17 protein-coding genes are annotated in these 20,574 nt (G+C 63.7%); 4 read left to right on the top strand and 13 right to left on the bottom strand.

Annotated elements, in window-relative coordinates; translation table 11 throughout:
- Nucleotides 1–265: 265 nt before the first annotated feature.
- The gene (locus GT590_RS11210; RefSeq protein ID WP_009306867.1) at nt 266–2,515 is read right to left on the bottom strand and encodes a molybdopterin-dependent oxidoreductase; all 2,250 of its coding nucleotides are present in this window, start codon (nt 2,513–2,515) and stop codon (nt 266–268) included.
- Nucleotides 2,516–2,524: 9 nt separating this feature from the next.
- Complete coding sequence (locus GT590_RS11215) at nt 2,525–3,178, bottom strand: 4Fe-4S dicluster domain-containing protein (protein WP_015761389.1); 654 nt, start codon at nt 3,176–3,178, stop codon at nt 2,525–2,527.
- A 365-nt stretch (nt 3,179–3,543) separates the two neighbouring features.
- On the opposite strand from GT590_RS11215, the gene GT590_RS14595 reads away from it, so the two are divergent.
- A complete protein-coding gene (locus GT590_RS14595) occupies nt 3,544–3,945 on the top strand; it encodes a hypothetical protein (RefSeq protein WP_240129821.1) in 402 nt (133 codons plus the stop codon).
- Between the two features lie 3 nt (nt 3,946–3,948).
- Nucleotides 3,949–4,260, top strand: a complete 312-nt coding sequence (locus tag GT590_RS14600) for a helix-turn-helix domain-containing protein (RefSeq protein WP_240129820.1) — start codon at nt 3,949–3,951, stop codon at nt 4,258–4,260.
- 235 nt (nt 4,261–4,495) lie between these two features.
- Here the strand turns inward: GT590_RS14600 and GT590_RS11225 are convergent, their stop codons facing one another.
- A complete protein-coding gene (locus GT590_RS11225) occupies nt 4,496–5,872 on the bottom strand; it encodes a DHA2 family efflux MFS transporter permease subunit (RefSeq protein ID WP_009306870.1) in 1,377 nt (458 codons plus the stop codon).
- A 214-nt stretch (nt 5,873–6,086) separates the two neighbouring features.
- Nucleotides 6,087–7,679, bottom strand: coding sequence for an FAD-dependent oxidoreductase (locus tag GT590_RS11230; RefSeq protein ID WP_015761391.1), 1,593 nt, complete (start codon nt 7,677–7,679; stop codon nt 6,087–6,089).
- 432 nt (nt 7,680–8,111) lie between these two features.
- On the opposite strand from GT590_RS11230, the gene GT590_RS11235 reads away from it, so the two are divergent.
- Both GT590_RS11235 and GT590_RS11240 read left to right on the top strand, forming a co-directional pair.
- Entirely contained in the window at nt 8,112–9,683 is a 1,572-nt protein-coding gene (locus GT590_RS11235) for a LuxR C-terminal-related transcriptional regulator (RefSeq protein WP_086414322.1), read from the top strand.
- Nucleotides 9,684–10,007: 324 nt separating this feature from the next.
- Nucleotides 10,008–10,691 carry a DUF1648 domain-containing protein gene (locus GT590_RS11240; protein WP_009609410.1) on the top strand — a complete coding sequence of 228 codons (684 nt, stop codon included), beginning with the start codon at nt 10,008–10,010 and terminating at the stop codon, nt 10,689–10,691.
- A gap of 31 nt (nt 10,692–10,722) precedes the next feature.
- Here GT590_RS11240 and pth read toward each other — a convergent pair whose 3' ends face one another.
- The 9 genes from pth to GT590_RS11285 form a co-directional block, all read right to left on the bottom strand.
- Nucleotides 10,723–11,280 carry an aminoacyl-tRNA hydrolase gene (pth, locus tag GT590_RS11245; protein ID WP_009306874.1) on the bottom strand — a complete coding sequence of 186 codons (558 nt, stop codon included), beginning with the start codon at nt 11,278–11,280 and terminating at the stop codon, nt 10,723–10,725.
- A gap of 6 nt (nt 11,281–11,286) precedes the next feature.
- Nucleotides 11,287–12,252 carry a ribose-phosphate pyrophosphokinase gene (locus GT590_RS11250; protein WP_009306875.1) on the bottom strand — a complete coding sequence of 322 codons (966 nt, stop codon included), beginning with the start codon at nt 12,250–12,252 and terminating at the stop codon, nt 11,287–11,289.
- Nucleotides 12,253–12,429: 177 nt separating this feature from the next.
- On the bottom strand, nt 12,430–13,995 hold the full coding sequence (locus GT590_RS11255) for a helix-turn-helix transcriptional regulator (RefSeq protein WP_240129819.1): 1,566 nt from the start codon (nt 13,993–13,995) through the stop codon (nt 12,430–12,432).
- A 55-nt stretch (nt 13,996–14,050) separates the two neighbouring features.
- Nucleotides 14,051–14,935, bottom strand: coding sequence for a 4Fe-4S binding protein (locus GT590_RS11260; protein ID WP_009306877.1), 885 nt, complete (start codon nt 14,933–14,935; stop codon nt 14,051–14,053).
- A complete protein-coding gene (locus tag GT590_RS11265; protein WP_009609336.1) occupies nt 14,935–15,570 on the bottom strand; it encodes a 4Fe-4S dicluster domain-containing protein in 636 nt (211 codons plus the stop codon). The genes GT590_RS11260 and GT590_RS11265 overlap by 1 nt, the downstream gene beginning before the upstream one ends.
- A 3-nt stretch (nt 15,571–15,573) precedes the next feature.
- The gene (locus GT590_RS11270) at nt 15,574–16,242 is read right to left on the bottom strand and encodes a molecular chaperone (RefSeq protein ID WP_009306879.1); all 669 of its coding nucleotides are present in this window, start codon (nt 16,240–16,242) and stop codon (nt 15,574–15,576) included.
- Between the two features lie 160 nt (nt 16,243–16,402).
- Nucleotides 16,403–17,212, bottom strand: a complete 810-nt coding sequence (locus GT590_RS11275; protein WP_009306880.1) for a DmsC/YnfH family molybdoenzyme membrane anchor subunit — start codon at nt 17,210–17,212, stop codon at nt 16,403–16,405.
- Nucleotide 17,213: 1 nt separating this feature from the next.
- Nucleotides 17,214–17,798, bottom strand: a complete 585-nt coding sequence (locus GT590_RS11280; RefSeq protein WP_009306881.1) for a 4Fe-4S dicluster domain-containing protein — start codon at nt 17,796–17,798, stop codon at nt 17,214–17,216.
- Nucleotides 17,788–20,484, bottom strand: a complete 2,697-nt coding sequence (locus tag GT590_RS11285; RefSeq protein ID WP_161171095.1) for a molybdopterin-dependent oxidoreductase — start codon at nt 20,482–20,484, stop codon at nt 17,788–17,790. The genes GT590_RS11280 and GT590_RS11285 overlap by 11 nt, the downstream gene beginning before the upstream one ends.
- Nucleotides 20,485–20,574: the final 90 nt, after the last annotated feature.

Raw genomic sequence — 20,574 nt, forward strand, 5'->3', positions numbered from 1 at the left:
CGGATGATCGATCGACTGCAACCAATCGAGAAGCTCTTGGAAAACCCCTGGTCGGCGCTTTCGGCGGCTTCCTCAACCTGCCACGAAGTCGAAAAAGTTGCAGAGAAGCTCGATTTTTCTACTCGAGCTGCACGAGCGGGAGGCTGGCAGAAGGACCCCTGCCATCCGAGTACGCTTCACATGAAACACCCCGCCGTCGTTGCAGGCGGCACGCGGCGTAGGAGGGACGCCCCGAAACGGAACGCCCCTCCTCAAGATCGCCGCGCTATACGGTGATCTTGCCCTTGCCCGTACGCTCGACCTCGCACAAGCCGGATCGGAAGGGAGGGAATCCGGTGATGGGGTCGAAGTCGCGCGTGGTCAGCAAGTTGATATCGGCCTGGTGCCAACCGTGGAAGACGTCCACGACACCGGGCAGCACGAGGTTCGTGATCTCGGCTTTCATCGTCACTTCACCGAACTGGTTGAACACGCGCACCTGCGCGCCGTCCGTGATGCCGCGCGCCTCGGCGTCGTCGGGGTGCAGGCGCACCACCGGGTCGGGCATGAACTGGTTGAGCCACGGCAGATCGCGCAGCTTCGAGTGGGTGTAGTACGGCACGCGCGAGCCGCTGTTCAGCACCAGCGAGTAGTCCTTCGCCTCGTCGGGCGTGCTCACCGGGCTATGCACCGGCTCCTCGTACACCGGCAGCCCCTCGAAGCCGTACTGCTTCAGAATCTCGCTCACCAGCTCGATCTTGCCCGTCGGCGTGTTGAAGCCGGGCTGGCCGTCCTTGCGCAGGCCGCCGGTCTCGTACTTCTTCTCGTCCTTCGAGCCGCCCGGCACCTCGTAACCCTCGGGATGCTCCCGCAGCAGCTCCAGCGAGATGTCGATGCCCGCACCCCGGTACATATCGTCGAGCGCCGCCTCCACGCTGCCGCCGTAGCACTCCTCCTCGAAGCCCAGCGCGCAGCCGATCTCCAGGATGATCTGCCAATCCTCGCGGCACTGGCCCATCGGCTTCACCACCGGGTCGCGATGGAAGATCTTGCGGCCGAAGATGGCTGGCGGGGCCATGCGCTCGTAGCACATGGCGGCCGGCAGCAGCATGTCCACCAGGTCGTGCGTCCAAGGACGCATATAGTAGTCGATGGCCACGGTGAACTCCATGTCCTTAATGGCCCTCTGGTACTCAGGCGTCTGCGGCCACATCATGGAGTTCACGCCCAGCAGCACGCCGGCGCGGATCTTGCCGTCGGCCACCAGCTCGGGCAGGTGCGCGGTCTGGATCATCTTGAAATAGTGCGCCCACACCGGGAAGTCATCCTTGTCGTAGCGGATATCCTGCAGGCCCTTCTCGGCGTACATGTCCTCGAGTCGAAACGCCGCAGTGGACGCCGAGTAATCGAACGGCAGCCCCGGCCCCATGGCCAGGCCGCCCGCCACGTCCAAATCGCCCGTCAGCGCGATGATCGAGTACACCGCGCGCTGGAAGTTGCCCACGTTGGTGGCGTGGCACGCGCCGGCCGAGCTGGACACCAGCGTCGCGGGCGCGTTCTCGCAGATGATGCGCACGGCCTCCTCGAGCTTCGCAGCGGGAACCCAGGTGATCTCCTCCACGCGCTCGGGCGTGAACTCCTGCACGTAACCGGACAGCTCGTCGAAGCCGTGCGTCCACTTCTCCACGAAGTCCTTGTCGTACAGACCGTCGCGCAGCATGACGTGGATGAACCCGAGCGCAAGCGCGCCGTCGGTGCCGGGGCGCAGCTGCAGATGCACGTCGGCCAAGCCGGTCACCGTGGGCGTGATGCGCGGGTCGACGACGACGAACTTGCAGCCGCGCTCCTTCTGCTTCATCATGTCGCCGAAACGGTAGGGCTGCGACCATGCCGGGTTGAGCGACCACACCAGGCAGCTGGCCGTGGCGTCGGTAGGATCGGAACCCATGGTCAGCTGGCCGGTCACCAGCTGCGAGCAGATCCACGTGGCCGCCGCGCAGGTGGAGCTTTCTGTGCCGTACGTGGGCGAGCCGAACAGCGTGGCCAGGCGCTGCATAGCGCCGCGCGGCTCCTTCGGGTCGCCGCAGTAGAACAGCACCGCTTCGGGACCGCTCTCTTCTTTGATGCGGTTGAGCTCGCTGGCGATGCGCGCGTACGCGTCGTCCCAGGAGATGGGCTCCCATTCGGGCGCACCCGTGCCCTTCGGGTTCGTGCGCACCATGGGATACGTGATGCGATGCGGATCGTACAACTCCTGCAAGCTGGAAATGCCCTTCGCGCAAATGGGGTCGGCCGGGTACTTGTCGCGCGCCTCCACGCGCACCACCTTGCCGTCCTTCACCGACGCGGCGATGCCGCACTTCGGCACGTGGTTGCACATGTCGCAATAGGTGTTCTTCACCTCGATGGGCGCCTCTTCCGCAACGGCCCCTTCGGGATGCACGATCTCGTACGCCCCACCGGCCAGCGCGGCACCCGCAACGGCCGCCGTCCCCTTGAGGAACGTGCGGCGCGAAACATTGATATACTCGCTCATAGTATCCCCCTACCTTCCCTTCTTCGACGAGGCCAGCGCGTTGGACGGCAGCACGTCAAGCGGCATGCCATCGACCGGGCGGTAGTAGAACGAAGTCTCGTCCACGCGCAGCACCGCCTCGTCGCCGGCGATGAACTTCGACACCGGGCTCTCCGGGTCGTCCAGGTCGCCGAAGTAGCGCGCGCGGCCCGGGCAGTTCACCACGCATGCCGGCTGCTTGCCCTCGGCCAGCCGGGCCTCGCAGAAGATGCACTTCTCGGCCACCAGCTCGCGCTGCACGCCGTAGGACTCGTAGGGCGCGGGCACGTCGGCGCCGAACATGTTCTCGCTCGTGCGGTTGAGCTTGCGCGCGCCGTACGGGCACGCCGCCAGGCACAGCCCGCACGCGATGCACTTCTCGTAGTCGATGACGGTGATGCCGTCGTCGCGCCGCACGCTGGCTCCCGTGGGGCAGGCGTCCACACACGCGGGCTTCTCGCACTGCACGCACGCGTTCGGCACGTACGCCCGACCGCTCTCCCCTGCCTGCGTGCCCCATTCGTACACGTCCAGGTTGTTCCACGACACCCCCGGCCGCTGGTTGTTCTGCATCTGGCACGCCACCACGCATGCGCCGCATCCTGCGCATCGGCGCAGGTCGATGGCCATTCCGTACCTTGTCATCCCCTCGTCCTTTCTCCCTGGCGCGGCCGTTTCGGCTCGCACATCTCCTGGTGCGAACTCTACGCGGGACCGAGGGCCTCTTCCAGAAGCGCCCGCAACAACCGATTTCCGTATTTCGCCCTCCCGCGCGGCTGGCAGCGGCATCATCGGTTTCTGGCGTACGCCAGGTTTAAGCACGTCAAAGGGACGGGCGACTTGACACACCTCAACCTTGTCGGTGACGAGCGGCATGTGTGTCAAATCGCCCGTCCCTTTGACACACGACACACGCTCTTCGGCGTTGGCGGCAAACCCCCACAAGTGATAGTATTGTCCTGGGGATTCACCATGCAGCGCGGCTGGCCGAGCCGCAGGGAGAGGGAACCATGGCAACCGAGCAAGAGTATCGATCCATCCTGATACCGAACCAGCCGTTCCGCCGGCTGAAGATCGCCGACTACATTTCGCAGGGGAAGAAGAAAAAGCTCTTCAAGGGCGAGTACATCCGCACGAGCGCCAAGACCATCGACGACTTGTACTATTACTACATCGACGAAGGCCAGATCGTGGCCACGTTCGAGCAGGAATCGGGCGAGGTGGCGCCGCTGTACTGGCGCAACGCGGGCAACGCCTTCTCCGCCGAGTACAACGACTACGCGTCCATCGGCCGCTACAAAGCGCGCTTCATCGCCGCGCAGAACACCGTGCTGTTCGCGTTCACGCAGCGCCAGCTCTACGAGCTGAGCCAGGACGACCCCGAGCTGTTCTACGAGTTCATCAACGTGTGACACATGTCGTTCGCGCAGATGGGACACCGCATCAGCAACACGGGCCACCAATCGTCGACGAAGCGCATGATCATGTGGCTGCAGAAGCTGTGCGCCACGCAGGAATGCGACGAGCACGGCGTGTACGACATCGAGTGCAAGCTGACGCTGCAACAGCTGTCCGAGCTGCTGTCCATCCACATTACCACCTGCACGAAGATCGTGGCGGCGCTGGAGAACGAGGGCGTCATCGAGCGCACGCGCACGCGCATCCGCATCTTCGATGCCCAGCGCCTCGCCCAATACGGCCTCGAGGACACCCCGCTGGCGTACTGATCGCTCCTATGGCGCGAAGTCGCGCTTGCGATCTGAAGGAGCGCGTTCCGCGCCGATTCGTGACGGACGCGGCGCGCGAACGACATGGCGAAAGACGCTCACCTTCCCCAGCCTTATGCAAAGCGAGACAACGCATCATCGCCCGTAAAACACGGTTTTCGCACCTGAGACGTGTTTTTCGGGCGATGATGGGCCGCGCACGGCTCCGCTCGCTGCGATCGCGCATGTTTCGCAGCTAGCGTACCTTCGCCACGATGAAGCCCAGGGTGGCCACGGCCATGACGGCGGAGAAGCCGAAGGCCAGCTGGTAGGCCAGCGCGGGGTTCGCGAGCCCCGCCGCAGACGCGCCTGCCACCGCGATGAGGAACACCATGACCGACGTGCCCAGCGACGCGCACGCTTGGCGGGCCGAGATGCAGAACGACGAGCCGTCGGCCACGATAGGCCGCGGCAGCTGCGCGAGGCTCCACGACGTGAGCGGCCCCACCAGCCCCGACACGCCCACCGCACGCACGGCCTGGCACAACGTGGTCACATACAACGGCGTGTCCGCATCGAGAAACGACATGAGCACCGCGCCGGTCGCCAGAAACGCGCCCGACACGAGCGCGACGGGACGCACCCCCACTTTGTCGGTGAGCACGCCCGCCAGCGGGTTCAGCACGAGCGCGGCCACGGTGCCGGGCAGCAGCACAACCCCGGCTTCGAGCGCGGTTCCGCCGCACAGCCCTTCCACGTACAGCGGCACGATCAGCGTCACGCCCATGAAGGAGGCGTTCAGCAGGTTCTGCGCAATGAAGCCCGCGCGATACTGGCGCGATGAGAAGATATCCATGCTGATCAGCGGGTCGTCCACCCGCTTCTGCCGCCGCACGAACAGCACGAGGAACAGCGCGCCCAGCACAAGCGGAGCCCAGATGAACGGGCTTTCGAACGAGAAGCTGCTCGCGTTCGAGAACGCCAGCAGCAGCCCGCCGAACCCGAGCGTCGACTGCGCGAGCGACACCACGTCGAGGCGCGCGCTCTTGTCGGGAGCCGCCGAGGGTTTGATGGCGACGGCCGCCGCAGCGGCAAGCGCCAACATGATGACCACGAGCAGCACGAAGAAGCTGCGCCATCCCAGCGAGAAGCTCATCGCCCCGCCGATGGTGGGACCGATGTTCGGCGCGAAGCCCATCGCGATGCCTGCCACGCCCATGGCCGTGGCCTGACGACCGCGCGGGAAGCGCGTCATGGCGATGGTCTGCATGAGGGGCATGAGCATGCCCGTGGAGATAGCCTGGAACACGCGGCCCGCCAGCAGCACGCCGAAGTTGGGAGCGAACAGGTCGGCCAGCGCCCCCACCAGGAAGAACGCAAGCGCGATGAACACGTGCTGGCGCACCGAGAAGCGTCGCGAGAGGAACGTGGCCACCGGAACGGTGATGCCCAGCACCAGCATGTAGCTGGTAGTCAGCCATTGTCCCAAGTCCACCGTCAGGCCGAACTGCAGCATGATGTCGCCCAGCATGGCGTTGACCGCAGTCTGCGAGAGGTTCCCCGACGCCGACGCCAGCACGACGATGGCGAACAGCGCGTACACGCCCATCCGCTCGCTCTTCACTCGTTTCATGCCCGCATGTCGCCTACCCTCCGTTTCCCACCAGCGCATTCCAGTATATCCCAAATATGCGCGAACGCAGGAGGAGCCTCTCGCGCTTCGCGATGCAAAATCGCTAAAGCGCACGAGACTCCTCCTTGGACGGGTCGCTTGAAAGACATGCGTGCGGCCATCGGATCATCTTAGCGAACAACCCGAAAGCAATCGACTCCGGAAACGCCTATCGCTACGAACGAGCGAGTGCGCTTCTAGCCGATATCCTCCCGAACGCACCGCACTCCCCCACGTTTCCACCTCCTTGGTACAGATGGCCCCAAATCGAGCCGAACTCACCGGCAGAATACAATCCCGGAATAGCCTGCCCGAACGGGTCGAGAATCTCGCCCTTTTCGTTGCGAACCGGACCGCCATCGGTATTGAGCAGTGCAGGGACGCAAAGCATCGCGTAGTAAGGAGGCTGGTTCAAACCGGTGAGCGTGTCAGAAGGACGGTAGAAAGCGAGATCCTCTCCCTTGTCCACAAACTCGTTCCATTGCTTGACCGTTTTCAGCAGCTCGTCTTCGGGAACTTCGATAACCTTGGCAAGCTCCTCGAGAGTGTCCGCTGAAACCGCCCATCCGTCACCGACGGGATCGGTCGAAGTCTCTTCCGGACACGCACCCGCGTCAAGACCCGCCTGATCGAATACGAACCAACCCTTTTCCGGCAAGGGAAGGTGCGCCATATCTCCACCGAACTGCGTGATGCCGTGTCGGTAGCCGACGTTGCGAGTTATGTCGGTATCGGGCAGCGCATATTTTTTGAAATTGCTGCATGCGTCGAAGTCCTGGTAGAACCTTCGTCCGTTCACGCCGACGGTGATGCCGTGCTGCTTCACCGTAAACGAGTACAACGTCGAAACGAACCGGGTGTTCTCTATGTTGCGCAAAGAGAGCCAGTATTGGGCGCCTCCGTGCATATGCCAGAAGTCGGCACCCGCTTTCATGCAGATACGATGCCCGTCGCCAGTGTTCGCCTTGCCTGCATACGGATAGCCTTTGACGCCCGTATAGTCGCGAAGCATATCCGGGTCGCTTTCGAAGCCCCCCGTGCACATGATGACGCCTCGCTTCGCACGGTACGATTTGCCGCCCGCCACAACGCCCGTCACTTCGCCCGTTGAGGCATCGCGAACAAGCGACTCCAAAGGCGTGGAAGCCTTGTACTCTATCGTGTCGTTGCGCTTCTTCATTTCGGAAAACAAGAACTCATGGATATGATGGGGCTGATCGCCCTCCGTTTTGAAGAGAAGGAAGCCCACCGTGTTGTCGTCGGGGTACTCGGCGTATTCGTTCGTCTCCTCCCCCGATGGGTCGGGTTCGTAGATGTTCAGCCACTCTTCCTTAGCCCCCAAACCCAAAATCCAGTTCAGGTTTTCCTTCGATTCTTCCACGAACGCCCTGATGGTTGCTTCCGGAGTGCTTTCCCCTATAAGGTGTCCCAAGTAGTTCATCGGGCCGTCGGTTTCGTCGAAATACAGCTGCCAACCCGCGCAGAACGGGCTGTTCCCGTTCGGAAGCGAGTCCTTTTCCACGACAAGACAGGAAGCCCCGTCACCCTCGTCCGCCACCGTTATCGCAGCAGTAAGCCCCGCAATGCCGGCACCCGCCACTATGACGTCGTACTCTCCGTCCCATTTCTCATTGGAAGAAGCCGAATCGGCTTCCCCGCTGGCGCACCCCGCAAGACCGAAAGCGGTAGCCCCGGCCAAAGCCAGACCTGCCCCCTTCAAGAAATTGCGGCGCGTTGTCTTGGTTCCCTGCTGATTCTCATTCGTCATCGCGCATTCCCCCTCCATATCTCATCCCTTTCTGCATCGATCGCTAGCCTGCCGAAGCCAGCGCCTCGACAGACGGCAAGGCTCGCTTCCGCAACCTGCCGCTTCCACTTTTACCCTTCCTCCCGAGCCCGTTCATCCGACAAACTGTCCGAACGAGGTTGAAACGCATCCCCGAACCGGATGATTTTCGTCCCGGACGCACTATGCGAGGCAATATCGCTATCTGCGCGCTTACCGCGAGAACCTCGATGTTCTATAGTGGATCGAACCAGAAACTGCACCGTCTCGAACCAGGCACGACCAAGAAGAGCGGCACGCGTTTTCGCGCGCTAGCGTAAGGCCTGAATCGGACGCGACGCGATAAACGGTCAACGGTTGGTCGTTCGAATGAAATCAGGCTTCCAAATCTCTCTGGAATGCAGAAAGGCGCCCATGAAGAACGTCACGCCCTATTCGCTCGATGACGAAGCTGTTCGTTCGGATGCAGCCGTCTCCGTCATATCTTCGATCGGATTGACTGACGTGATAGTATGGGCCGACCTCTTGGGGCACGGATTCGGATTCGCACCGTCTTCGTCGATTATTCAACAGCTGGGAAATGCCCGTCTTTTCTTTCTCGTAGGATTCACCCTCTGCGCCATAGGATCCGTGCTTTTAGCGAGAGCTCCACAAAGAAAAACGCAGGTGCTGACAAAGGCGGCTCCGACAGCCGCTTTCCTTGGAACAGGACTATACGGCTTCGCCTACCTGCAAACGGCGCTACCGTCGGAGATCATCGCGCTTCTGGGACTCGTCTGCTGCGGCGCCGGATACTACGCGACGACTTTGCTCATATATTGCGAACTCGCAAAAACGAAACGCCTCGTCATGGCAATAGGAGCCTTATCAGCGAGCTTGATTCTCAAAACGATCGTCGGCTCGGAGTTAAGCACGGCTCTGACCTCGTCGGCACAAGTGGTTTTTGCTTCGATTCTGCCTTGGGTCTCCTTCGCGTGCCTGGAGGCGCTCAAGCGCTTCGGCACATCACGCTATCTCGAAGCATACCGCTCTCGCCCACTTTTGACGAAAAAAGGTATGTACGACCTCGTGTTTCTGCTAGTAGCCGTATCGTTGATACTGGCGGCTCTGAGAGGCACCAGCCATCTTGGACTCTGGGGAAGCAACCATTTGGGATCGCCCGTCTCAACTCCGGCAGGCTACCTCACAGTCGCCCTCGCTTTGACTGCTTGCGCATACCTCACCCTGCTTCGCAACAGCAATAATCAGATGCTTGTTCGATACCAGCCTGCGTTCCTTGTCCTAGCCGGAGGCTTTCTCATCTACGTTCTTCAGAATGAGTACGTTTTCGCACGGATCGCAGATCCCGTGTTCGACTGGCTCTACCTGACCGTAGAGTTGTTCGGGCACCTGCTCTCGGGAACCATGATCATCACCGCCATCCGCTCGGCATCGGCGCCGGCCTGGCTGTTCCAAGGAATAAGCGATTCAGCTTTCGGCTTAGTCGCTGTACCATGGCTGCTCCTCGTTCAGGAAGCTCATGTCGATATCAGAATCCTGATGGCCGTAGCCATCTTCCTCGTGATGGTAGCCGCCATACGTCCCATGAGCACGCGCCCCATGGAAATCGAGCGCTCGCTCTCTTTGTCATCTTGCGAAGGCGCAGCGGAGCTTCAAGGCGATCGTTCGACAAGCGCAAGCGAGCCAACAGAGCGCAACGAACCCTCGATAGAGCAACGCGTCAGCGAAACCCTGACGAAATACCATCTGGAAATCGCGAAGCGGCACAATCTTTCCTCCCGCGAAAGCGAGGTATTCCTCCTTTTGGCTCAAGGCAGAAGCCGTCCTTATATTTGCGAGGTATTCTGCTTGTCCGATGGCACCGTCAAAACGCATATCACGCATATCTACCGCAAATTCGATGTCCACAATCGACAAGCTTTCATCGACCAAGTTCAGAAAGAGATCGCGGAGCTCGACATGCGCAATGGACACCAAAGCGCATAGCGCCAAAACTCAAACGAGCAGCAGGCACGGACGCCAAACGCTGTCCCCGAATTGGCAGCCATGACAAAATTAGCTTCGGCGAACTCGCGTTGGGATCTTCACGACCTGGCCTTATGTCGTGCATCCGCCCTGGCATTCAGTCCAACCCGTCCAAAATCGCCTCCAAAATTGCCACAGCTTGCCATTTGGGGACAGCCAACGAGGACGTCCTCCGACGCAATTACGCCGCTGCTTTGGCGCGCGTCGACATCCTTGCCCCCATTGCATGATAATGCCAGTTCAGCTATATTTAGTATTGCTAGGCTATAGAGGAAGGGAGCGCACATGGCGGAAAACGATACCGACCGAAACGAACCATGCGATCCCGACATCGACGATACAGCCGCTGCGCCCGCCTACCGCATGAGCCGCGGACGCGTTGCGCTGCTGGCGGTGCTGGCCATCTTGCCGGTCGTGTTGACCGCGCTCGCCCAACCGTTTCTGCCGGATAGCGTTCCCCTGCACTACGGAGCAAGCGGCCCGGATCGATGGGGATCGAAAGGCGAGCTGTTCGTTGCCGCCGGCATCATCACCGTCATCGCGTTCGTCCTCGTGACGGTATACGCCGTGGTCGAACATCAACGAGAAACGGGGCGGGAGGATTGGCTCGTCGTCGACGGTCCCGTCACCAGCATGTTTCCCGTCTTCTCCATCTGCCTTGCGATCATTGATTGCCTCGACGCCGCCTACGTCTTCGCCGCCTTCCAGCTGGGAGGCTTCTCGATGCCAGAGAACATGGGCTCGCTCATCGGAGGGATCGTCTGCCTCGTCGTGGCGCTCTCCCTACTCACGCCAGCCCTGTACATGCTGATCACGGGCAAGGGCCTCTCGCTCGTGAACTTCCATCCCGGAACGAGCGACCTCGAGAAACGCACCGGAGCCGACAAACAGCAGGCGCGCGCCATCGGCGGTTTGCTGCTATTCCTCACCGTCATCGTCCTCGTGGAATTACTCGTAACGGTGAAATGAAAACGCACCCGCCACTTTCGACGGGTGCGCGCTAGTTGAACGCTTGCTGGGTCTTCTCCAACCCTACCTGCACCAAGGACAACGCCGCTTGTGCGCCGCGGTCGGTGGCTTGGGCGAAGTCGTCGGCCGCGTCCTTCTTCGGCTTCGACAGCACCCAGTCCACCACGGGCATGCGTCCCGGCGGGCGCCCGATGCCCACGCGCACGCGATGCCAGTCGCGCGTTCCCAGCTTGTCGCAGATAGAGCGCAGGCCGTTGTGCCCCGCGTGCCCGCCGCCGAACTTCACGCGCACGGTACCGGGGTCGATGTCCAGCTCGTCATGCACGACGATCAGGTGCTCAGCATCCACGCCGTACGCGTTCATCAGCTGCTTCACCGGACCGCCCGACGTGTTCATGTAGCTTTGCGGCTTGGCCAGCACCAGGTCGTGATCGCGATACACGCCTTTGGTGGTCAGCGCGCCGCATTCCGTCTTCCAGTAGCGCGCGCCCACCTCCTCGGCGATCAGGTCCACGGCGTCGAACCCGGCGTTGTGCCGCGTATGCTCGTACTCCTCGCCCGGATTTCCCAGGCCAACGATCAAAAACATCGGACCCTACTCGAACAGCGAGGCAACGGAGCCGTTGTTGTAGACGTTGCTGATGGTCTTCGCGAACAGCGGGCCCACGGACAGCACCTTCACCTTGCCGGTCTGGCGCTCCAGCGGCACGGGCACAGCGTTCGTCACCACCACTTCCTCGATGGACGAGTTCGCGATGCGCTCGTACGCCGGGCCGCTGAACAGGCCGTGCGTCGCGCACGCGTACACCTTCTCGGCGCCCTTCGCCTTGAGCGTGGTGGCGGCGGCAACCAGCGAGCCGGCCGTGTCGATCATGTCGTCGTTCAGGATGCACACCTTGCCGTGCACGTTGCCGATGAGCGCCGTGATCTCGGCCTGGTTGTGCTTCGGGCGGTCCTTGTGCATGATGGCGATGTCGCAGTCCAGCATGGTGGAGAACTTCTTCGCGGCCTTCGCGCGGCCCACGTCGGGCGACACGACGCACAGCTTGTCCTTGTCCAAGCCCATGCTCTGGAAGTAGTCGACGAAGATGGGCATGGCGGTCATATGGTTCACCGGCAAGTCGAAGAAACCCTGGATGGCGTCCTGGTGCAGGTCGATGGTGATGACGTTGTCCACGCCCGACGCGGCCATGAGATCGGCCACGAGCTTGGCGGTGATAGGCTCGCGCGGGGCGGCCTTGCGATCCTGGCGCGCGTAGCCGTAATGGGCCACCACCGCCGACACCGAGCGGGCCGAGGCGCGCTTGGCGGCGTCCACCATGATGAGCAACTCCATGAGCGCGTCATTCACGTCGTAGCCCGCGCCGCTGCACACCGATTGGACCAGGAACACGTCCGCGCCGCGCACGCTTTCCTGGTAGCGCGCGTAGATCTCGCCGTTGGCGAACTTCTCAAGCTTGACGTTGCCGAGCGACACGTTCAGATCCTTCGCGATCTCCTCGGCAAGCTCGGGGTTGACCGACCCCGAGAACAAGGCCATGCTCTTCTGCACTTCCGTCATGTGCGCGCTCCTTCGCTTCACCCTCAGGGCCGCCGCACCGCGCAGCCGTCGCCCCCTGTCTCATCGGCACTATTGTATCCGCACGCGTCGCGCACGCACAGGGTGAACTTCGGCATCTTCGCAGATTGACCGCAAGGTCTGACAAGAGGCAAGCGCCCAACTCCGGACGGAGAACGCTCAGCGCACGATCTTCCCGTCCTCGATGAGGCTTTGCAGCTCCTGCTTGGAATGCACGCCCGCCTTCGCGTAGACGTTGCGGATGTGGCTTTTCGCCGTGTTGAACGAGATGCCCAACTCGCCTGCGATGTACTCGATGGTATAGCCCTTCCCCAGCAGGAACAGCACGTCGCGCTCGCGCAGCGACAGGCCCGCCTGCTCGGCCAGCGCGTTGCAGCTTTTCGTCCAGGCGCCCTCGCGCGGCGCGCCGTCGCCGTCGCTGGCGCCCCCAGCGCCCTCCGGCCCCCTGCCGCTAGGGAAGAAATCGCCCGTCCCCTGGTCGGTCTGGGCGTTGCGGGTCTTCCTGAGCGCCATGCCGATGGTGCGCTCGTTGAGGATGACCATCGACACCACCAGCAGCACGAACACCATGCCCATGGCAAGCGCCACCATGTTGCTGGGGTTCTCCACCAGCACGGGCGCCAGCGACGCCCCGGCGAACCAGCCCACGGTGGTGCCCGCCGCCGACGCGCCGCGGCCCCACCCGAACACGCGCACGTACGACAGGTCGGTGCGGTTCGCCACGTTGGCCAGCAGGCACCACACCATGAGGATGAACAGGTTGTACGCGATGCTCACAAGCTCGCCCTGGATGACGCCCAGGCCGCCGAACAACGGCACCACGAGGTTGCCCAAACACGTGAGGATGATGATGGGATAGTACAGCTGGCTGATGTCGAACTCGCGCACCAGCAGCCCCACCAGCACGAACAGCAGCACGGCCGCGCACGCCGTGGCAAACACGATGATCACGCCCTGGTCCGTGGCCGCCGACAGCGGCTGCTGCAGCGCCATGAACCCCTTGATCACGCCCGCGATCACCGAGAACACCGACACCGCCACCACGAGGCGGATGAAGTAGCCGCGCGGAAGCTCGCGCACGGGAACGACGTCCTCCGCCGGCTCGCTCGGCGCGCGCACCGCGGCCATGGTGAACACCACCGCCAGAAGCGGCAAGCTGGCCGCCATCAGCAGCCCCACCGGCTGGGGCAGCCCGATGCAGACGAAGTACAGCATGCCCGCGAAGATGAACGACCCCGCCGTGTACATGAAAACTTGGCGCGCGCCCACCGTGCTGTACACCGAACCCAGGCGCAAGGCGACGAACGCGGTGCCCACCCCGGTGAGCGAGCAACCCGCCACGTACAGCGCCTCGCCGGCCTGGGCAGGCGCCGACCAGGCCACCACCAGCGTGGCCAGCGTCGCCATTCCCGCCAGCACCGTCACCGACAGCCGCGACTCCACGATGCGCGCCGTGACCTTCTGGAACGCCCCGGCCACGATGAGCACGAGGCCCAGCGCCGTCGTGGAAGCCAGGTACATCACCGACATGGCGTTGCCCCCGACGGAAGCCCCCGACCAGCCGAACAGCACGTCGCTGTTGTAGCTGAGGAAAATCCACGCGTAATAAGCTCCGAAGCCCAGGAACTTCATGCTGGGCCACTGCTCGTCCAGGTCCTCGAGCAGCCGCGTCGCCGAAAACCGCGCGCGATCCCGCTCTTCGCCAGCCTTCATCTCACGCATCATGTTCCTCCCCTTTACGCGGCCTCGCAACAGCCCGCGCTCCCCGTACCGCAAAGGCCTATTCTAACACCCGCTCGTCCTCCCCCGCTTCGACCCCGTCGCCGTCCTCGCCGACGCGTTTCGGAAGAAACGGAAACGAGATGGCATGCATCGGGCATGCGTCGGCGCACGCACGGCATTTCGTGCACTCGTGCATCGGCGCCGAGCCGGATGCGTCGTGCAGGTCGATGCCCTCGGGACACACGTCGGCGCACTGATGGCAGGGCTCGCCTTTGGACGAGCGCAAACACGTCGCCTCGTTGCTGACGGGACGAAACGTCTTGTTCAGCCGCGACACCAGCGACAACAGCGCGCCCAGCGGGCAGAAGCGGCTGCACCACTTGCGCAGCACCAGCACCTCCAGGGCGAGCATGGCCGGAAACACCAGCAACGACAGGGCCACCTCGTTGAACTGGAACAAGCGCCACACCGCGATGAGCGTGGCGAACGTGAGGCCCACCGGGCAGATGAGACAGAACACCGGGAACCCGAACACCGCCGTGGACAGCAGCGCGCCGCCCAGCACCCAGTTGCGCGAATCGGCCGCGCCGCCGCGCTGGGCGGCGGGCACGTCGAGCGCATCGGACGCACGACGCTTGCGCTTCGGCTCCTTCAAGCCGAAGATACGCCTCAGCAGGGGGATCGGGCAGCCCCAGGCGCAGAACGCACGGCCGAACAGCACCACCAGCGCAATACCGATGGCCAGCGCGATGAGCATCGGCGGCACCACGGTCTTGCTGGCCAGCGCCGCCTCCGCCGCGCCGAGCGGACAGATGGCCGCGATGTCGTAGATGCCCCAGGCCGACGGCGTGCCCGTACCGGTGTGCAGGGCCAGCCCCAGGCACACGAGCGCAATCACCGCCAAGACGGACAGCGTGCGCAGCAGTTTGGAGTTCCGTTTCATCACGCGCTCATCTCGCTCTCGTCCTCCACCACCGTCTTCCCCAGTCGCGCGTACGCGCTGGGACTCACCACCACGATGCCGCGCCGCGTGCCGCCCGAGAAGCTGCGGTACACAAGCGCCGGGCACACGTCCTCGCACACGCCGCAGCCGTTGCATCGGTCGGCGTCCACCACGGGATGGCCGTCTCCATCAAGCGCGATCGCCTCGAACGGGCAGGCCTTCTGGCACTCGACGCACCCCTGGTAGTAGGCCACGCAGCGGTCCTTCTGCACCACCGCCATGCCCATCTTGTCGGCCTCCGGGTCGAACGCCCCGATGGCTCCCGTGGGGCATACGCGCTGGCAGTCGCCGCAGAAGTCGCAGCTTCCCCGATGGAAGTTCAGCTTGGGCGTGCGGGCGCGTAGAAAGCCGTCGCCAACCTCCGCCACGCCGATCACCCCGGTGTGGCACACGCTGCGGCAGCGGTCGCACTTCACGCACGAGGCCAGCAGATGCAGCTCGTCCTGCGCCCCCGGCGGCCGCACGAGCGCGGTTTCGGACACGCCGTCGGCCGCCTTCACCGCCCCGCCGAACGCGGCGAATACGGCCGCTGCGCCGCAGAACCCTGCGAACGCCCGTCGCGTGTACGCGGCCATGGCTTACGCCGCCTGGGCGCTCTGGCCGATCATCTGGTCTTCCAACTGCAGAAAGCCCTCGGTGATGTCGGCGACGCCCCGATAGAACGCGGTTTGCGCGTACGCGCGCACGTCAGCGCACAAACGCGGCACCCAGTTGGCCAGGTGCTCGTCGAAGAACGCGCGTTGCTTCGCGCACAGCTCGGCGTAGCGCGCCTCGTCGCCAGCATCGAGCGCCGCGCCCGCGCGCTCGATCAGCTTCGCCATGAACTGGAACTCGAACGACAGATGATCCTCCGGCGTGGTGTTGTCGGCCGGCAGGCCCAGCTCCTCGCCCAGGTAGAACGCCACCGCGGAATCGCGCGCATCCTGCATGAGCAGGTGCTCCTCGCTCGTGTACACCGACTCGTACGGCGGCGCCATCAGCTGCTCGTACATGCCCGCGCACAAGAACACGCGCGCGTAGTCCACGGCAAGCTCCTGGCGCGTGCCCGAATCGCGATGGCGCAGGTACTCCTTCACCGTCGCGTATCCCGCGCCCACGTACTCGGCATCCGTCGGCAGGTCCTGCTTCGTCAGCGTCCCTATCTGCTCGTCGGTCAGTTCCAGCTTGTACATGCTTGCCAGGAATTCGTAAAAGCCCTTGCGCGCGGCGTTCACCTCGGCAAGCTCTTCGCGATCATGCTGTTCCATGGTGCTCTCCTTGCATTCCCCGTTGGTTACCGGTTCCGTTGTCGACCGATCGAGCCATACGCATGAGGGAGGGGGGGGTTGCGTATGGCTTGATCGAGCGGCCCGGTCGGGGGCCGTCCTCCGCACGCGCGCAGGACGGCCCCTTCCCCGCCGGCATCGTCTACAGGACGATGCCGAAGTAGTTGGCCACCGCGGTGCCCACCATCCACATGACGGCGCGGAACGCGATGGATCCGATGATGCCGCCGGCGAACGCGACGGTCGCCATGGTCACGGCCGACGCGGGCTTGCTGCGCGCCAGCCATCCGCACACGAGGGGCGCGAGACCGCCGCACACGAGTGCGACCCAGAAGATGGCCGCGGCATCGCCCGTCGCCGCGCCGGACGCGAAGCCGAAGGCCAAACCGGACACGAGCGCCAGAACGCCGCCGATCACGGTTTCCAAGCCGGCCAGCTTCACGGCCTCGGCGCTCTCTTTCTTGCAGGCGACCAGCAGCAGGTACAGGCTCAAGCCGCTCGCCGCGCCGAAGCCCAGATAGCCCAACGGCAGCGTGATGGTGTTCCACGTGGTGCGCGCCTCCATCATGTAGGAGTAGCCGCTGGCGAAGCTGAACACGATGCCGATGACGGCGGCCAGCACGGCAACCGCTTTGCGGGCTCCGGCCGACGCATCGCGCTTCAGCAGGATCACGTACACGGCCACCGCCGCGATGAACAGACCGATGAGCAGCGCTTCCAGGAAGATGCCCGCCGTGGGATGGCTCAGCACGGCCATGATGCGGTCGGGGTGCGACAGGTGCGTGACCGACGCGATGCCGCCCACGACGGCCAGCACGAGCGCCAGAACGGAAGCCACCAGGTTGGTGCGCTGCGTCAATCCACGCAGCTCGTCAACGGCCACGCCGACCGACACCCATGTGCCGCAGCTGGCGATCGCCGTGAACAGAACGAGGGACCATTGGATGTCCATGCTACTCAGCCCCTTCCATCCACTCGCCGTGCATGCTGGTCATGATGTACTTCGTGCAGGGGTTGTTGCCCACGTTCGGCAGCTCGTGGATGTCCGCCGCATCGTACTTCGCCAGCTCCTTGGACACGTCGGAGTTCGGATCGTCCAAGTCGCCGTAGAAACGGGCGCCGGCGCTGCAGCTCTTCACGCACGCGGGAAGCTCGCCGTTCGCCGTCAGGTGGCCGCACAGCGTGCACTTCTCCACCGTCTTGGACGCCTTGTTCCAATCGCGCACGCCGTAGGGGCAGGCCATCATGCAGTACTTGCAGCCGATGCACTTCTCGCGGTCGATGAGCACCACGTTGTTGCCATCGCGGTAGCTGGCGCCGGTGGGGCACACGTGCACGCACGGGGCATCGGCGCACTGCTGGCACATGGTGGGCAGCGGGTAGCGCGTCATGTTCGGGTAGTCGCCGAAGGGCCCGCGCTGCAGCATCTTGTTCCAATGCTCGCCCAGGGCGATGTCGTTCTCCATCTTGCACGTGATCTCGCAGGAATAGCAGCCCGTGCAGCGATCGAGGTTCACCACGATGCAGTTATGCGCCATAATCGAACACCTCCTCGGTAGGATCGCTCGGCTGCGGCATCCAGGGCTCGAACTGCTCGGGCTCGGTCCACACGCCTTCCGGAGCAGCGGCGTCAGGCGTGACCTTCACCTGGAAGCCGCGCAGGGTATAGGTGCCGTACTCGGGGTTGTACGGCTCGTCGTTCTTGGTCAGCACGTTGATGTTCATCACGCGGTAAGCGCGCTCGGGGTCGGTGTCCAGCAGCTCGGGCGCCCAGAAGCGCTCCTGGTAGATGACGCCCTTGGCGATGGCCGTGGTAACGCGCGCCTTGCCGTGCGTCTCGCCGCGGCGGCTGGCGATGGTGCACCACTGGCCGTCCTCCACGCCGTAGGTCGCCGCGTCGTCGGGATGGATCCACATCTCGGGCACGGGGTAGATCTCGCGCAGGTAGGGTATGTTGCGCAGCGTGCCGTGGTGGTACATAGGCAGACGGCCCTCGGTCAGCACCAGCGGATACTCGGTGTCCGTGAGCGGGCTTTCGGCCGGCTCCTTGTAGTAGCACAGCGGCTCGTAGTCCTTCGAGGCCGGCTCCAGCACCAGGTTCTTCTCCTCGAAGCACTGCGACCAGGGGAAGCCCGTGCGGCCCAGGATGGTGTTGGACTCGCAGTACACCTCGCACTTCTTGGAAGGCGTGCCGAAGCCCTTCTCCTTGCCCGTGGCCTCGTCAACCGCCTTATAGCCGTAGTACGTGCGGTACTCCTCTTCGGTGCACCACTCGAACACGCCCTTCTCGGCCGCCTCCTCCCAGCTCATCTTCAAGTTGTTCAGGTGCAGCTTCTGCTTCTCGTACTCGTTTCTGTACATGGGGATGCCGTTCGTGCCCTCGGCCGTGAAGGCCTCCTGCGCGTGGACGTTGCCCATCTCGGCCATCTTCTGCACGATCTGCGTCCAGATGAGGCCCTCTTCCACCGTCTCGAACAGGTGGGTGACCGCCTGGCGGATGACGATGGCGTTCAGCTGCGGGATGACCAGGTTGGTTTCAAGCCACTCGGCAGAAGGCAGCAGCATGTCGGCGCACAGCACCGAGAACGCGGTCGGGTACATGAAGATGTGGCAGACGAAGTCGAGGTTCGGGACGATCTCGTCGAGGCACGTGGCGTTGCCCAGCACCACGTGCTTGTTGCCGGAGCGCTCGAACCATGCGTGGATCTGGTAGGGATCGCCGTCCTTCATGGCCTTGAACACCGCGGGAATGAACGCCATATCCCAGTCCAGCAGGCCCTTGTGCTCCTGCACGCCCAAGCGCTTGAGCATCTTCTCCTTCTTGAGGAAGCGCGGCGTGTTGGGGATCTGATCGCGCGCCGGGCAGGCTTTGAAGCTTTGCAGCATGGCGCCGGGCTTCTGCACGTTGCCCATGAGGTACTCGAGGTTGAGGGCGCCGAGCGCGCACTGCTGCGACTGCTCGTATTGGTCGATGGGCACGCCCTGCATGATGCCGGACTGGCCCGTCGTGTAGATCTCCAGCGCCTTCTCGATCTGGCCCTCGTCGAGCCAGCAGATCTCGGCCGCCTTCGCCAGCGTGAACTCCTCCACGCTCTCCTTGAGCAGCTGGCCGCCCGTGGGGTACTGCTTCCCGTCGATCTCGTACGTGCCGAACAGCGGCGGGGTGACGCCCTCGTTCATGGGGTACTCCAGCACGACGGGCTTGCCCTGCGCCGGATCCCAGATGACGTAATCGGCGTCGGTGCCTTCGAGGCCGCATTCGGTGGGCTTGAGGGTCAGGCGCGTCTCGGGGTTCACGAGGTAGGGCATGTTGGTCCAGTTCGTGCAGAAGTCCTCGTCGTACTTCTCGTTGTCGATGATCCACTTCGTCCACGCCATGAGCAGCGCGGCGTCGGTGCCGGGGCGGATGGGCAGCCACACGTCGGCCTTGGCGGCGTCCATCGTCATGCGCGGGTCGATGACCACGGTCTTCAAGCCCTGCTCGCGGGCGCGCAGCTCGGCCAGCGCGCGGCCGCCCGTGGCAACCGAGCTGTTGGCCGGGTCGGTGCCCCACAGCACGAGGGAGTCCACCGGCGAGTCGGTGAAGTAGTAGTCCCAACCATTGGAGTCGCTGAAGGACAGGTTGTTCGGCTTGCCCATGCCGTTCGACAGCTGCGAGGCGCCCATGCGTGGCAGGTAGCACTGCGCGCAGCCAGGCTCCCACACGTTGGGCGTGTTGATGGCCTCGCCGAAGCGCTTCACGTTGCTGAAGTGCGGGTTGCCGCCACCGCCGGTGGACACGGCCACGCATTCCGAGCCGTACTTCTCGTCGATCTCGATGAGCTTCGTGGCGATCTCGGTGATGGCCTCGTCCCAGGTGATGCGCTCCCACTGGTTCTGGCCGCGCTCGCCCACGCGGCGCATGGGGTACTTGTTGCGGTTGGGATGGTACAGCGCCTGGATGCCGGCCATGCCCTTCGCGCACAGGCCGCCCTGGCTCATAGGGCTTTCGGGATTGCCCTCGATCTTGATGACGCGACCGTTCTTCACATGCGCCAGCACGGCGCAGCTTGCGATGCAGGCGCGGCAGGCCGTCTTCACGATCTTCACGTCGCCGCCCGTATCGGCATGCGCCGGATCGACGTGCACGAGGTCGTCGCTCACGGCAACGCCCAGACCGCATGCGGCGCCCAGCGCCGCCGCCGACTTCACGAAACTGCGTCGCGTGATGGTAGGCTGTGTCATGTTCCCTCCTCCTTGTATCTCGTCTTTGCTGATGGTGCTTGGGGTTATCTCAAATGGGACGCTCGCGCGCGGGCGGAGCCGGGGCGGTCG

The organism is Eggerthella sp. BIOML-A1, assembly GCF_009875595.1.
Taxonomy (GTDB): domain Bacteria; phylum Actinomycetota; class Coriobacteriia; order Coriobacteriales; family Eggerthellaceae; genus Eggerthella; species Eggerthella lenta.